The 15,268-nt window shown below is 24.1% G+C and carries 7 protein-coding genes; 4 read left to right on the plus strand and 3 right to left on the minus strand.

What is annotated here, in order from left to right; all coding sequences use genetic code 11:
• The first annotated feature begins 165 nt into the window (after positions 1–165).
• Positions 166–1,071 (plus strand): hypothetical protein, encoded by a 906-nt coding sequence (locus GOY08_RS05360; protein ID WP_158997833.1) that lies wholly within the window; start codon positions 166–168, stop codon positions 1,069–1,071.
• A 306-nt stretch (positions 1,072–1,377) separates the two neighbouring features.
• On the opposite strand, the gene GOY08_RS05365 is transcribed toward GOY08_RS05360, so the two are convergent.
• Complete coding sequence (locus GOY08_RS05365; RefSeq protein WP_158997834.1) at positions 1,378–3,732, minus strand: hypothetical protein; 2,355 nt, start codon at positions 3,730–3,732, stop codon at positions 1,378–1,380.
• 685 nt (positions 3,733–4,417) lie between these two features.
• Here GOY08_RS05365 and GOY08_RS05370 point away from each other — a divergent pair.
• Entirely contained in the window at positions 4,418–8,815 is a 4,398-nt protein-coding gene (locus tag GOY08_RS05370; RefSeq protein ID WP_158997835.1) for a non-ribosomal peptide synthetase, read from the plus strand.
• 344 nt (positions 8,816–9,159) lie between these two features.
• Complete coding sequence (locus GOY08_RS05375; RefSeq protein ID WP_158997836.1) at positions 9,160–9,579, plus strand: SRPBCC family protein; 420 nt, start codon at positions 9,160–9,162, stop codon at positions 9,577–9,579.
• A gap of 80 nt (positions 9,580–9,659) precedes the next feature.
• Here GOY08_RS05375 and GOY08_RS05380 read toward each other — a convergent pair whose 3' ends face one another.
• Positions 9,660–11,798 carry a hypothetical protein gene (locus GOY08_RS05380; protein ID WP_158997837.1) on the minus strand — a complete coding sequence of 713 codons (2,139 nt, stop codon included), beginning with the start codon at positions 11,796–11,798 and terminating at the stop codon, positions 9,660–9,662.
• Positions 11,799–12,868: 1,070 nt separating this feature from the next.
• Here GOY08_RS05380 and GOY08_RS05385 point away from each other — a divergent pair.
• Positions 12,869–14,050, plus strand: a complete 1,182-nt coding sequence (locus GOY08_RS05385) for an FRG domain-containing protein (protein WP_158997838.1) — start codon at positions 12,869–12,871, stop codon at positions 14,048–14,050.
• A 634-nt stretch (positions 14,051–14,684) separates the two neighbouring features.
• On the opposite strand, the gene GOY08_RS05390 is transcribed toward GOY08_RS05385, so the two are convergent.
• A complete protein-coding gene (locus tag GOY08_RS05390) occupies positions 14,685–14,933 on the minus strand; it encodes a stress-induced protein, KGG, repeat-containing protein (protein ID WP_158997839.1) in 249 nt (82 codons plus the stop codon).
• Positions 14,934–15,268: the final 335 nt, after the last annotated feature.

Consider the following 15,268-nt stretch of genomic DNA (forward strand, 5'->3'; position numbering starts at 1 on the left):
TATTATATAGTATTTTTTATTATAAATAGGAATTTTATAAGTGCAGCTGTAGCGTTAAAGCTGTGAAAAAGAACCAATTATTTATTAATTTAAATTTAATAATGTTAAACTAGTCAGTTGATTTTTCGAAAAATTTCTAAGACTTTTTTTTTGAAAAGAGTTAACATGTGTATTTTATGTGATAATAATTTTCCAGAATTTCCTGAACAAATTATTGGAAGTAATTATAAACCAAAAGATTATTTAATTCAAACTACTCAAGTTTGTAGAGTAAGAAAAAAAGATATTAATATTATGTATCCTGATTTTTCATACATTTGTATAAATTGTGGAACTGGACATAAAAACTTTTTAAGCTGCCAATATTGTGATGGTTCTTTAGATCAAGTAAAAAGCAATAGTTATACTCATGATTGGAATTCTAGTAGAAAACCTGATTGGTGGAATTCTATGATTTCACTAACTGCGTTAATTTTAGATACGGCAGACAAAAATAATATAAATGTAATGTGTTTTTTGGGTGAAAGTTTATCTATTTCAAAGCTTATGATTCAAAATGAAAATAATAAAATTTTTTCTAATAATAAAAATATTAAAGCAGTAAAAGTGAATGGTTCATTTCGAGGTCAAGTTGATAATCCATCGAAAGAATGGGTTGAATATTTAAAAAGAAAAATAAATAAAGGACTTAATAATAATAATCTAGGAATAAAAAATATAGCATTTATAGACTTTATAAATGAAGGCACCTCTTTTTTAAGGCTTGCAAATGTATTAAATAAAGTTTTAGAACCAACGAAATTTAAAATTAATTTAATTCCAGTTGGTTTAGAAAGTGCAATTTCTAAATTACAGTCTAAAATACCTCCAAATATGGAGGTTAAAGGTATTCCTATTAATAATGATTTAAATAAATTCTTTATTGATGAAATTGGAAAAATGGTAATGGGTCGCAACTATAATCGTAGATATGTAGATGAATGGAATGATAACAAAATAAAGCATGAAACTTATGAAAAACATAACGAAGCTAAAAGAGGTTTAATTACGACTTTATCCCGTTTTGAGTAATTTGATATTGTGGCATTTAGTTATCACAACCCACCTTGGAAAATTTTCGGGCTCAAATTAAACCGATTTTAAGACTAAATTAATTCACTTTGAACCCAATTGTAGATTAATCTGACCCGAATTAATCAACCTCAAACGCACATTTTTTCAGAGGTAAGCCGCAATATATATAAATAGTTTTCGCTTCAAAGCATCCAAGACTCCGGTTATTCAAATAATATGTATAATTATTTCAAATATTATAGGAACTATATTGCAAAAAATTATTAAATAAGGGAACAAGAATGATGATTCATTAGCAGCCAATTACATATTAACTCTCAAAAAGTATTTATAAGTATCAATAAGATTTTGAAATTCTTTATAAGTCATAGGATCATCGCTTTTTTCAGGTTCTGCATTATTTATGAATCTGCTGATTAGTTTTTCTTCCGAAAAATCTTTATTATCTTGATATAATCCAAGAAGTCTATTTGAGAATTTAATTCTTTTATACAAAGGGTGAGAAATATTTATTCTTCTATACAATGACTCAAAACTAAAATTTAGTTTTCTTAATTCATTAGAGCTTTTTTCAAAAGTTCCAAGTTTTTTTAATTCATCTTGTAATTCGGTTTTCCTTGATTCCAAAAATTTTTGATATTCATTATCTGAAAGTTTAATATTTATATGGTTTTCACTTAATTCACTTCTTCTTTTAGAAACAGGAAAAAGATCTTTTAATTCTACTAACTCGTTTATTTCTTCATATTTCCTTTTTTTTAAAAATTCTTCTAATTTAGGGTCTATTTGCATTAATATTTCATTACTTTTTTTCTTTTCCATATTTAAACTAGCTAAATAGTTTTGTTGTTCAATTAATGATTTTTTAATTTTTTCAATTTCACGAATATTAATAGACTCTTTTGAAAGTAAACTCTCTAAATTTGTACTAATATGGATTGTAAAAAGTACTGAAATACTAATATTATTTAATTTATTTAATGAATTTTTGCTTTCTAAAATACTATTCTTTAAATTATTTTTATAATCATCTTTTAATTTTAATGCATTATTTATTGACTTTTCTATATCACTAAATGCATCGCTTATAAATTCAATAATATCATAAATTACATCAGCATAAATTGGAATTAGAAGTCGTCCAGGGAAAAATTTTAAAGAATTTATTTTTTCTATAAACTTATTTACAGAATCGCTATCTTTAACCATATTAGAAACAATTTTTAATTGACTAGAAATAGCATCAAATTCTTTTATAATTAATTTGTATAAATCTTCAAAATTTTTAAAGATGTCTGAAAGGATAAAATCAATTTCTTTTACAATATTTCCATAATGTGACAATCCTCCTAAACGTCCAGCAGAGGAAGCCCCTACTTCTTCTAAATATATAGTTGGTATTCCTAAGTAAGATCCTCGTTCTAACCCTCCACTCCTAAGTCCAACTTGTATAACTTTGATATTTCTAGATTTGGCTAGATCGTGCATTTTAAATAGAAAATAAAGCTGATTAATCTCAGACTGAAAACCATTTCTATGAAAGAAATTAATTAGTATTTTATTTTTATCATCATATGGATATAAATCTGTTTTTCTTATAATAGTATTGTTATCTTTAAAATAATCATATTCATCTATGCGAACAGGATCTCCTATAGGAAGAGATAATACCTTTTCATTTGTTAGTTTTGGAGCTAATTTTAAAAGAGTAAAGAGCTTTAAAGTCATGACGTGTTGTGGATTTCTTTTGTTTTTTGCTATTCTTGTTTCCAATTCTCCCCAAATTGGTTTCGATTTTTCTTTCAAAGCTTCTAAAGAATCTGTATCTTTTAAAAGATTATTAAATTCAGATTGATTTACACCTCTAATCCATATTAGATTAACGATTTTACTTTTTTCTTTTTCTGCATTGTCTATAATATCATTGCAAAAATTATCAATTATATTTTGCTGTTCTGCTTCAATATTTACAAAACATTTAGTTCGGTAGTGAGTAGTTATTTTTTCTATGAAAATGTTATAAGTATATTTTTTAATGAAATCAGATATGAATCTCGTTGTATCAGTAACAGGTGCGTACTCAATGCCTTCTATCTTAATTGTGCTTGGTATTTCAGTTCCTTCAGGATCTAAAATTTGTTTTATTTTTTCAACTATTAATATTTCTTGATTACTTTTAAAATTTCCATTGACTAATTGAGAATCTAGAAACAATTTTTCTATCTCAGGTTTTAATGCTGTGTGCGCTTTCATTGCAATTTTTGGTTCCGTCATAGCTTTATAGGCAATATTTGCAAATATTGGTTCGCTATTTTTTGACCCTTTTGCAATTTTTATTTCTAAATTAGCTATTTTTTTTTCAAGTTCCGGGTAATTACTTAGAAATTTATCATATTCAGTTTTTGAGGAAAAAAATTTATCACCTAGAACAGATATTTCTTGGTGACCGAAGCTACAAATACAAATTATTTTAATGCGTTCCATTTTTAACCCAAATGATTTATACAAATCCAACCATTTGTCTGCCCTTTTTATGCCTTCCTCTGAACTGTGGACAAATAATATAAGAATAGAAAGAGGATTTAATATCATAGATATAGCTACACCGTATCTATCTCCTGCTTGAGCAGTATTTTGACAATATATAGTAAGTTTCATTTTTTAATCTTTTCCAAAAAAAATAATTGGTTAAATAAAAATTTTTAATCATGACTTTAAACTATATCTAAAATAAATAGTTTAACATATAAACTTATATTGTTTTCAACATTAATTATCAATGTCTTCAGAACAAAAATAATTTTTTCATTTATTTTAAACATATTATAATTTGATAGGGCTTCGGTGTCTAAATTTACGAATTCTATTATGCTAAATTTTCTTTATTCACCTAATAATTGATTTTTACAAAACATAAATACAGATTTAAATTCCTTGGCTGTCCTGTATAAAACCTTATATTTAGATTTCCTTGAATTACAGATTATCATTAAATATATCATCAATTATTGAATTTTTCTTTTATAAATTCATTTTCTTCTTTAATTGCCTGTGCGCAAAATGGAATATTCCTTGAAGATTTATCTTCATCTAAAACTATTTTTGACTTAAACTACTGTCTGTTCTCGGCTATCTTTGTCTAAACATATTGAAATATTTAAATAAAAATTGAATTTTTATTTAAATATTTCAATATGTTATTTATAATTGCTCATTCTTTTATGAATAGATATCATCTTTTTTCAGAAATTAAGTTAAAAAAACTATTGCATAGATATTTAATAAAATGTAGTAAAAAATGTTTTTAAATTTTAGTTGCTTAAGAGCTATTTTAGGTAAGAATATGTCCTTCTTTAAAGTTTCTCCTTATCATTTAGGTTTTTATAACCTTTGGGTATTAAATCCAAATAGATCTGATTTAAATTTATTTTATGACTGCAAAATAGAAGGTGATATCAACCTAGATCTTCTTGAAAAAATTGTTTATAATTATTTCTCTTCTCATTTAATAATTAATTCTCATCTTATTAAAATCAATGATTTATTATATTTTACTGAGAATTTAGAAGCGAATAAAATAATTTATGAACATAATAATATAAATGAAGAATCAATAAGTAATTTTATCCTTAAACCATTCAACCTTTTTAAAAGCCATCTTTACAGATACAAAATTATAAAGATTAATAAAAATACATTTAGAATTATTTTTGTATTTCATCATATTATTATGGATGCAAATGGCTGTTTGGTATTATTTAACGAAATAATAAATAGCTACAATAATCAAGTATTAAAAAAATATACCAATAAACAAATTCAAATAAATCTTTGCAATGAATTATTTACAAAACAAGAAAACAGTCTATTTGAAAATTTTAATAGTAATGCTATTTATTGGGAAAAATTACTAAAAGAAAATGAATATATTAATTTAAACTTATTAAAAAAAATAAATTTAAATAATGAAATAAATTCTAAATCAAATATTTTTAATCATACTTCATCTTACATTCAAAAGAAATTAAATATTAATCAAGTAGATTTTTCAATTCCTCTTAAAAGTAATCTATATTTTGAAAATATTATAAAAAAACAGAGAATAACTTGGTATATATTCTCAAAATCTATTTTTGCAATTACACTATACAATCTTTTTAAAATTAGCAATTTCTCTATTAAATTTCAAATTAATATAAATCCGATGCAGGAGTATTACGGAGCGCAAACAAATACATTAATCATACCTTTCAAAATTAATAATGACACAAATATTAATAATATTTTTGAACAAACAAAAACTTTTTTTAAAGAAATAAAAGACCAAAATACAAAAAAAATGAATTATACTTTGTATCAAGATTCTAAATTTATTGATGATTTAAATAAAATAGAATTTTCATTTTCTGAAAGTTTAATCACAACAAATAGTAATATTTTTAATAATACTAATATTATTTCTTATGAAGTAAACAGTATCAACATGATAAATAATTTAAATTTTTTATTTGAGAAAAAAGAAAACTCTATTAATTTTAGAGTATTTTATAATAAAAATAAATTAAATTCTTTTGAAATAAACAATTTTTTAAACTCATATATTTCAACTTTTAATTTTTATCTCGACATTTTTTTAGAAAAAGATCCAACTCATTTTCTTAAACCTATACCTTCCGACCATTTTAAAAGTAAATACAAATACAAACCAATAAATAATGAAGAATTTTCAAAAAAAATACCAGAAGATAAAACTTTAAATGAAATATTTGAAGATCAAGTACTTTTAACTCCAAATAAAATAGCATTAATTTCAGAAAATACTGAATTAAGTTATTCTGATTTAAATAAAAAAGCAAATCAGTTAGCATTTTATATTAATAATCTAATAAATTTTAAAAATGAAACTCCTATTTTAATCTATTTAGAACGTAGTGAACTTATTTTTATTAGTATATTTGGAATATTAAAAACGGGTTGCTCTTATGTGCCTATAGATACTTCCTTACCATTAGAAAAAGTAAATCAAATTATTAATGAAATTAAGCCAAAATTTATTTTAACTAGTCAAAAATATTTTAATGTAATTAAAAATAATGCTTTAAATATTGATATAAATATTATCCCTTTGGATGACCAAAATACTATAAATGTTTTAAATAAAAAACCTATCGTAAATCTAAATAAAAAATTTAGTAGCAAAAACTTAGCTTATATTATTTTCACCTCAGGTACTACCGGAAAGCCTAAGGGTGTTATGGTTGAACATAAAAGTGTAATTAATTATTTATTTGAATTCTCGAAAAATATCAGTGATTTAAATATTGTAGATTTTTCTGGTAGTATTGGTTTTGATTTAAATATTAAATCAACTTTATACCCTTTATTATTTGGTAAGAAAGTTTGTATTTATACTAATGATATTAAAAATTTAAATCTGTATTATAACCATTTAAATAAAATGAATATTGAACTTGTGATTTCTACCCCTTCATTTCTTAATCTTCTAGAAGCAGATATGATAAACAATAAATTAAAAATGTGTGTTGTAGGGGGAGAAAAACTAACTAAACACACCCGAGATCATATCTTAAATTATTCCTATCAAGTTTTAGATGAATATGGTCCAACTGAAGCGACAGTCGGTACTACATCTTTTTTAATGACTTCAAAAAAAGATGATCTTTGTATTGGAAAGCCTTATGATAATTACAAAACTTATGTTTTAGACTCAAATTTTAATCTTTGTCCCATAGGTGTTACAGGTGAGCTTTACATAGGTGGTGAATGCTTAGCACGGGGATATTTTAATAATTCTGAATTAACTTCAGAAAAATTTATCCACAACCCATTTCAAACCGAACTAGAGAAAAAATCTTTAAAAAATTTAAGAATCTATAAAACTGGAGATTTAGTTCGTTATTTACCTAATGGTAATTTAGACTATATTGGACGTAATGATAGACAAATTAAATTTCGAGGTTTTAGAATAGAACTCGAAGAAATTGAGCTGGCAATTTCAGAAATTGAAGAGATTAAACAAAATGTAGTTATTTTTTGTAATAAAAATATTTTAATCTCCTATTTTGTATTAAAAAATGAGAAAACTATAAGCGATGATAAAATAAAAGAAATTTTAATAAAAAAACTACCTAATTATATGTTACCTTCTAAATTTGTTCAAATAGATAAAATACCATTGAATGCAAGTGGTAAAATTGATTTTTCATATTTAATTAAGAAAAATCCTATAGTAATAAAAAAATCATTAGAAGATATTACAATTTTACAAAAAGACATTATAAATTTATGGGCTAATATTTTAGATATTAGAGAAGAATTTATTTCAATTAACGATTCTTTCTTTGAAATAGGAGGGAATAGTATTTTAGCAATAAAATTAGTTTCAATATTACAAAAAAACTATCAAATAGATATTAATCATATTTTTGAATTAAAAACAATTAAAAATATTTGTACCTATTTAGAGAAAAACAGAAATCCTATTATGAATAAACTAAATGATTTAAAGAAAACTCTAATTGGAAACAAAAAAAGTATAAAAAAAATGAATTCTATAGAGTTTTTATATAAATCTGAATATAAAATCCTTTTAAAAGAAAAAAACAAAATCAAAAATATAAATAACTCTGAAATTTCTAATATTTTACTAACTGGAAGTACTGGTTACCTTGGAATTCACATACTTCATGATCTTTTAAAAAATCCAAAAAATAATGTATTTTTATTGATCAGAGATAAGAGCAAAGATGATGCTACAAAAAGATTACTTGATCTATATTTTTATTATTTTGATAAAGATATTTCTCATTTACTTGATTATAAAATATTCATTTATCCGGCAGAAATTGAATTAACAAACTTCAATCTCCCAGAAGAAAATTACTATTTTCTTCTCTCAAAAATAGATCTTGTTATACATTCTGCTGCATTAGTTAAACATTATGATGAGTATATTAATTTTTATAATTCAAACATAAAATCTACCAATAATTTGCTCAAATTTTCTTCTATGCATAAGAAAAAAGATTTTCATTTTATTTCTACTACATCAGTATGTTCTAATACATATAATAATAAAAACAATATTTATTGTGAACTAAATGAAAATATTCAAGGAATACCTATAAATTACTACGTAAAAAGCAAATTAATAGCTGAAAATTTATGTTTAGAATATCGAGAAAAAAATATCAATATAAATATTTACAGAGTAGGAAACTTATTATTAAATACAAATACATTTAAGATGCAAAAAAATATTGAAAGTAATGCTTCATATAACTTATTAAACATATTTTATAAATTAAAAATTATTCCTGAAGATTTTAATCAACTGGAAATTTCTCCAGTTAATGTAGTATCAGAATCAATTGTTAAAACGATAGAAAAAATAGAATTTAGGGATAATATATTTCATTTTTTTAATTCTACTAAATATTCTATCATTGATCTTTTATATAAAATTAAACCTAATAATTCTTATCAAAAAGTTAGTTCTCAAGACTTTTTGAACTATCTAGTTCAAAATTCCACTAATCCTAAATTACAAAGAGACATAAACTTACTAATGCTACATTTAGGTTTACTTAATACAAATACCAGTCAATTTCATTATAAAAATAAAATAATCAATTATAAATCAGAAATGATTTTACGTGATTTAAACATTGAATGGCCAAACATTCCATTCGAAAAATTTGATCCTTATTTTAATGAATAATTTTTTTATAAGATTTCATATCTATCGCAGATATGGACTGCTTATAAAAAAATCAAACATCCAATACCCTCTGAACCTTACTTACTTTCAGGTACAGGATTTGGAGCTCTATCTGTAAAATTCAAGAGCACAAAATTATAAATTAACTTTCCAATTTATGTTTGCTATGTCGTACTTTACTAAAGGTCTCATAAAACACGGTTCTTGACAAAATTAAATTTAAAGGTTTTTTGCCTTATTAAATAAGTTATAATCAGGTTTGTTTAAAGATATGGCTAGTGCGGTTTTACACAAATCCTTACCCGCACCAGCAATTAGTAAAGATAACTGACTCAGGAGGTTTTATGTGGATTTATAAATATGAAAAAAAATTTGAAAATATTGATAAAAAAGCAATCTGGGAACTTTGGAGCGACATTGAAAATTGGAAGAAATGGAATCCAGGGATCAAGGATAGCAAGCTGAATGGTGAATTTACTGAAGGCTCCACTTTCAGTTTGAAAACAATAGATGGGAGAGAAGTTACCTTACAACTTATTGAAGTCAAAAAAGACTTTAAGTTTGTCGATTGTACTCAACTTCCAGGTGCAAAAATGTATGGCATTCATGAAATCATTCCAGAAAAAAATGCTGTAAAGTTAGTAACAATTATTAAAATTGAAGGGATACTTACTTTTCTCTGGAGGAAAATTATAGGTAACAAGATTGTGCAAAAAATTCCTCAACAAACTGAAAATTTAGTTCAGTTAGCGAAGAAAAATTAAAGCAATTTTATTTAATTCTTTATTCTAAAAAATTTTCTATCTACCCTTTAAATAATATTAATCTAATTTTTCAAGCATATTTATGGAATTCGTTGATTAAAAGGGCCGTCTAAAGGAGCGTCACCTTTGCCTTCAATCACTTTTGCATGCATTTCATCCGTTGTATCTGAAATTTTTTTGGCTGCCGTAACACATGAAATATCAGTACAACCTTCATACATTGCTGTTGCAAAAAAACTTGCACCTCTTAAACCATTTACCGCGCCGCTTCCTGTAAAAAAATGAGTTGTTGCGTAACTATCCCCCATAACAAAAACTCGCATTGTTTTTTTATTGCCAACTTTGTCTTTAATTTTAACTGGTTTATTAAAAGAAACAGCCCTCTTTAAGATAATTGGGAATAGTCCTAATGAAGTATTTTCTTCGGCTACCATTATCACTCTTGATATGTCAGCCAAAATACTACTATTGCCTAATGCTCTATCTGCAATTGATTTATATGGAATGGGATCTTGTCCTTCTATATATTCACGGGGCATATGTTTTTTTGCTAAAATAAGCATGATTTTTTTCAGTTCTTGTTTTGTATTCTCTTTTATTACTTTTGTCTTGTTTTTATTTTCTATATATTTTTCAATTTCGTGATACATTTTATATTGTTTTTCTTGAAGTTCAGCACCAAGATAGGCAATACCACCTGTAAAAAAGTAACGCGTTCTTGGAAGAAATATTCTGTCTCCACCATTTCTTCTTGATAATGGTGGGAGTAAAGGTATTGTAGCTATTGGATTACAAGGAAAATTAATATCAGTTTCTTCAATTTTTTCCTTAGGTTTTGGAGTGATTGATTTATAAATTTTTAAACTTTCATCTAGCTGCTTATTAAGTTCTACACAAAGAACTTGCTCATCAATCATAGTCCATTTATAGTTTTCAATGTCGTTTCCAACTTTAGTTAATTTATCCTCATCTATTTGTGCAATTCCCTTTACAGAAGCAGTACCATAAAAATTTTCAATAGGTCTTAATGATATATCAAATCCAACAGGAAGTCTGAATGCAACAGTAGCTCCATACAAAGTTTCTGTTTTTAAATCATTTCTTGCAATATCAAATACATCTTTTGCTTTATCCGTATTTCCTTCACTTACCAACATAACATCAGGGTTTATTTTTGCAGATGAATTTAATCCTACGGAAAAAACTTTTAATGTTAAATCGTAAACTGAACTTGGATTTTTATTTATATCTAGAACACTACCATAGTAAACTCTAATATGATGTGAATCAACTTTAGCAAGATGTTCGACGACTGCTGCTAGTATTGTTTCCAAATGATTTATTCTTATTATATCTACATTTTCCATTTTTAATTCAGGGTGTGCTGCTTGAAAAGCTCTATCACTTGGAGTTAGATTAAAAGGCACTCCTGGCTTGTATATATATTTATTATTTTTATCAAACTTATTATAAATCCAATTTGGTGAACGAGAAATTACACCAACTTCTCTTAGATGTTCAAATAATTTATCACCTAAAAAATATTTTATATTTTTAATTGTGTCGTCTGTTAACCTTAGTACTTGCGGCCTCGTATATTGAGATCTTCTTTCCACACCAATGACTGAAGCACCATTTTTATACGCTTCTAGTAAAGAAAGAAGACCTGTGGGACCAAGTCCAGAAATAAGAACTCTTGGTTGCTGTGGACGTACCTTGTGTATAGCGTTTCTAAATGCTAGAATTTTGTCTTCAACTCTTTCAAAATCATTTTTTGGATCTTCAACATACTGCAAAAAGTTATCAATTAAATTTTTTGAGTCAATAAGGTCTTCTTCAAAACCATATTTATTTAAAGGAATTCGAATGGGTAAACCGTTTATTCTCAATCCAATCACATGATTTAAGGAACCATCTGGAGGGTTTGGTGTCACATTATCTAAAGGTCTATAATTTATCATCATATATTCATCGTCATAACCAGGAGGATTGCTCTTATCTGTTACAACCGCTGGTTTCGGATATTCAAATCGTTGATTTGAAAGATAAGAAGATCGAGGCAGTTCTTTGTCTAAACTTGTATTTTTCCAATTTTCGTTGTTCGTAACAAGGTTATCTTTATTATTCTTTTCACTATTTTCTTTCTGACAACTACTTGAAGAAATAATAATCAATAAAGTTAAAAAAAATAATTTGTTAAATTTTTTTTTCATTAGCATAATGGATTATCCTATTAACGATTTAAATTCATTTTAAATATATCTATTTACTTATATCGCCATTTTTATTGACCACTTTACTAAAATAGATTAAGTATCTCTGTGAATAATTTCTTAAAAATATAATTAAGAAAATTATGTAAAATAAAAGTACATATTAATATTAAATTTTTCTTTTTATTTTATTAAATTATAAAATAGTAGTCTATAAAGTCTAAATAATAACAATAGGCTAAAACTTACCTCTTAAGTGAGGCAGAAAATTATTAATCCATTAATTTGCTTTATATTTTCTCCCTTTAGTATGAAATTAATGTCAAAAAAAAGACCGGAATATATTTGAAAAGTGAAAAATAATTCAACAATATCAGTATTTTATATTGAAATATTTATTTTCAAGTATTCTATTACGGTAATGTGAGACTTTCTAAAAGGGAACATTAAAAGAAAAATGTCTAGTTTTTGAAAAAATTTTTAAACAAAGATTAAAAGTTAATTAAAAAATCTAGTGAAAAGCTACTAATCCTTTTTGATTATTTGTCAAATTTACTTTCTTTTAGCTGCGATTAAAAGTAACAAAATTATAACCATAACCCATAATGTTTTGCATCAAAATCTTTAATTATAAAAAAAATAAAATTTTAAAAATTATAAAATTGAGGTATTTTTTACGAATGAAATTTTTTAAAGTAAAATAAGCATCTATTATATCTATATTAAAGAGAAATTAATCTTAAAATAAAAGGTATTTATACTTATAAAAAATTCTAATAATTTAAATTTAGAAATCCAAAAAAATTTTATATGACAATATATCTTTATGCATTAGACTACCAAAAATTAAAATATTATTTTGTTGGTTTTAACTGAACTTAATTATTTTTTAGATATTTTTACAAAAAAATTTGCCTCTCAATTAATATTTATGTTAATCAATAAAGTGTTATATTTTTTACTTCACTCTTGAATGATTTTTCAATAAGATTAATTTTAAAAAAATTTAATATAAAAACCATTTAATAGAAGAACTATTTATGATTTAATATTTTTATTGATAGGAAAATTTGTAAATGGAAAACGTTTTGCGCTATCTTGAATTTATTTCAAGATATAATGAAAATATTTCAAATGAATTTATTAGAAATAATATTAAAAACAATTCATCTGAAATAAAACATACAAATAAGTTCTACTTTAGGGGTCAGAGTAATTACTCATGGAAATTAATTCCAAGTATATTCAGAGAAGAATGTATTAATTATGATGAGACAAAGCTAATTAAAAGTGCTCTCAAATATAAATATTCGTATTTAGATATTGAAGATATAGATTCAAATATAATTCTTCAAAAAATTTTGGAATTGCAACACTATCATATGCCAACACGACTTCTTGATTGGAGTGAAAATCCTCTAATAGCATTATTTTTTGCTGCATGTAATGATTATAATAAAGATGGAGCTATATTTCTATTATTTAATCCACAAATAAAGGGAACTGAAAAACTATCTAAATTAAATGATTTTAATTTTAGAATAAAATTAAAAATTTCAATTATGGATAATAAAAATAATATTTTTAAAGAATTAGATAATGAATATAATAATGTCAAAGAAATGTTTAATTATAGTGTTACAGAAATAGAAAAAATTAATATGCAAGAAATAAATATTAAAAATAGTGAAATTAATAGATTGGGAAAAGAAATTATGCGACAAAGAAAAATAGGGATTAGATCTATTAATAAAAATTTAACTATACCATTAACTGACTTTATAACTGATCGTGGAGGCGTTTTTTCATTAAATGACGAGAGAGAAATATTAATAGAGATTAAAAAGAGGCTTTCATTTATTTATAAATTAAATGAAGCAAGTATCATAAAATATAGAGAAACCGATAGGGGTAAAAACCAATCGTCAATTTTTACAATACATTTTGGGAAAATTATTGACAATAAAACTATAATACCATATGATTTTTTTGAATTAAATAAAAGAATTGAAAAAGATAATAATAAATCAGAGAGCCGATTACATCAGTGGAATGGATCAAATTTATATGTTACAAAAATTCTGCTGCATAAAGAAGATAAAGCTAAGATTATCTTTGAACTTAGGAGATATTTTGGTATTCATGAGGCTTTTATTTACCCAGATGATAAAAAAAGAAAATTTGATTATCTTTATCAAGAATTTAGTTGCAGTGATTACAATATTAATAAAGAATTAAACTACTTTAGTAACTTCTGAATAAAGTAGATAAAAAAGTAAGTATTATAACTAAATTTAATAACTCATTTTAAATTTATCAAAAAAAAAATATAAGATATGGAGTACGACTGAACTCCATAAAACTAATAACTGGAAATTTTAAAATATGAAAGCTAATTTAACTGTTTAAAAGAATTAGCTTTTAATAATTAGTATTTGTTTTAATGAGAGAAATCTACGGATGATAATAAATAAAAATAAAATTTAATATTTATCATATATTTTCTTTCTCTTCATCTTGAATGATTTAATATTGATTTTTCTTTTTTTACAACTCTCCAATCACTGAATCAGAAGGAATATTAGGTGAATCAACAATAGAAATTTCTTTTTAAGTATTCTTAATAAATAGGTGAATTTGATTTATCTAATTGCTTCGATTAAGGACACCTAAAAATTTAAAATTAGTAATTTCTAGATAAATTACTAATTTCAAATCCTACATCTAAGAACATAATTATTAGAATTTTCGAAAAATTCATCTTTTTATCTCAAGTAAAGTGTGGGGAAATTTTTTTTTCAATTTTAAAAATAAGTGCCTACAATTCATAAAATTAAAAGCAATTTATCTTTTAATAATGAGAGGATTTTTTTAAGCTGTTTTTATAAAATTCTAATCCTCACTATAAATTGGCTCTCTAATTTTTTTTATTCTTAATTGAGCACTTTTAAGGCCAATTTGTCGATAAAATTCTTTACCATGAATGTGCGATGTTAATTTGCCGCCTTTACGTGCAATTTCTTCCGCCGACATTGGTCTATAATTATCGCTATTTTTCCTCAAAAATTTATTATTTATTTTTTCAGAATAAGCTTTTTTATTACTAAAATTATTGCTCTGAGACTGTATTTTATAAGACATAACAAGTTCTCCGATATAAATATATTATTTGAAGGTATTAGAATTGAATTAATTTAATAGAATAATCTTACTGAAGTGACTTTGATATCAAAACACATCATCAAATTAACAATAATAATTAATTATTCAAATTATTTTTACTATAAACTTTTTTTAAATTAATAAAATTAGTAAAATCTTAATCTTAAAAATCAATAGAGAAAAAAATTATTTCAAATAATGTTTTTTCACAATTATATAGCTGTAAATTTTCAAAATTTTTACTGAATGCATAACACTACTTAATGTTTTAACTTCAAGATTCCATAAAAATAACTTTTTTATTTCATTACTGA

Source organism: Pigmentibacter ruber (genome assembly GCF_009792895.1).
Classification (GTDB): Bacteria; Bdellovibrionota_B; Oligoflexia; order Silvanigrellales; family Silvanigrellaceae; genus Silvanigrella; species Silvanigrella rubra.

Excerpts from the sequence above, each read along its gene's own strand:
- GOY08_RS05375 (WP_158997836.1), top strand. The coding sequence starts at position 9,160 with ATGTGGATTTATAAATATGAAAAAAAATTTGAAAATATTGATAAAAAA.
- GOY08_RS05390 (WP_158997839.1), bottom strand. The coding sequence starts at position 14,933 with ATGTCTTATAAAATACAGTCTCAGAGCAATAATTTTAGTAATAAAAAA.
- GOY08_RS05360 (WP_158997833.1), top strand. The coding sequence starts at position 166 with ATGTGTATTTTATGTGATAATAATTTTCCAGAATTTCCTGAACAAATT.
- GOY08_RS05385 (WP_158997838.1), top strand. The coding sequence starts at position 12,869 with ATGGAAAACGTTTTGCGCTATCTTGAATTTATTTCAAGATATAATGAA.
- GOY08_RS05380 (WP_158997837.1), bottom strand. The coding sequence starts at position 11,798 with ATGCTAATGAAAAAAAAATTTAACAAATTATTTTTTTTAACTTTATTG.
- GOY08_RS05370 (WP_158997835.1), top strand. The coding sequence starts at position 4,418 with ATGTCCTTCTTTAAAGTTTCTCCTTATCATTTAGGTTTTTATAACCTT.
- GOY08_RS05365 (WP_158997834.1), bottom strand. The coding sequence starts at position 3,732 with ATGAAACTTACTATATATTGTCAAAATACTGCTCAAGCAGGAGATAGA.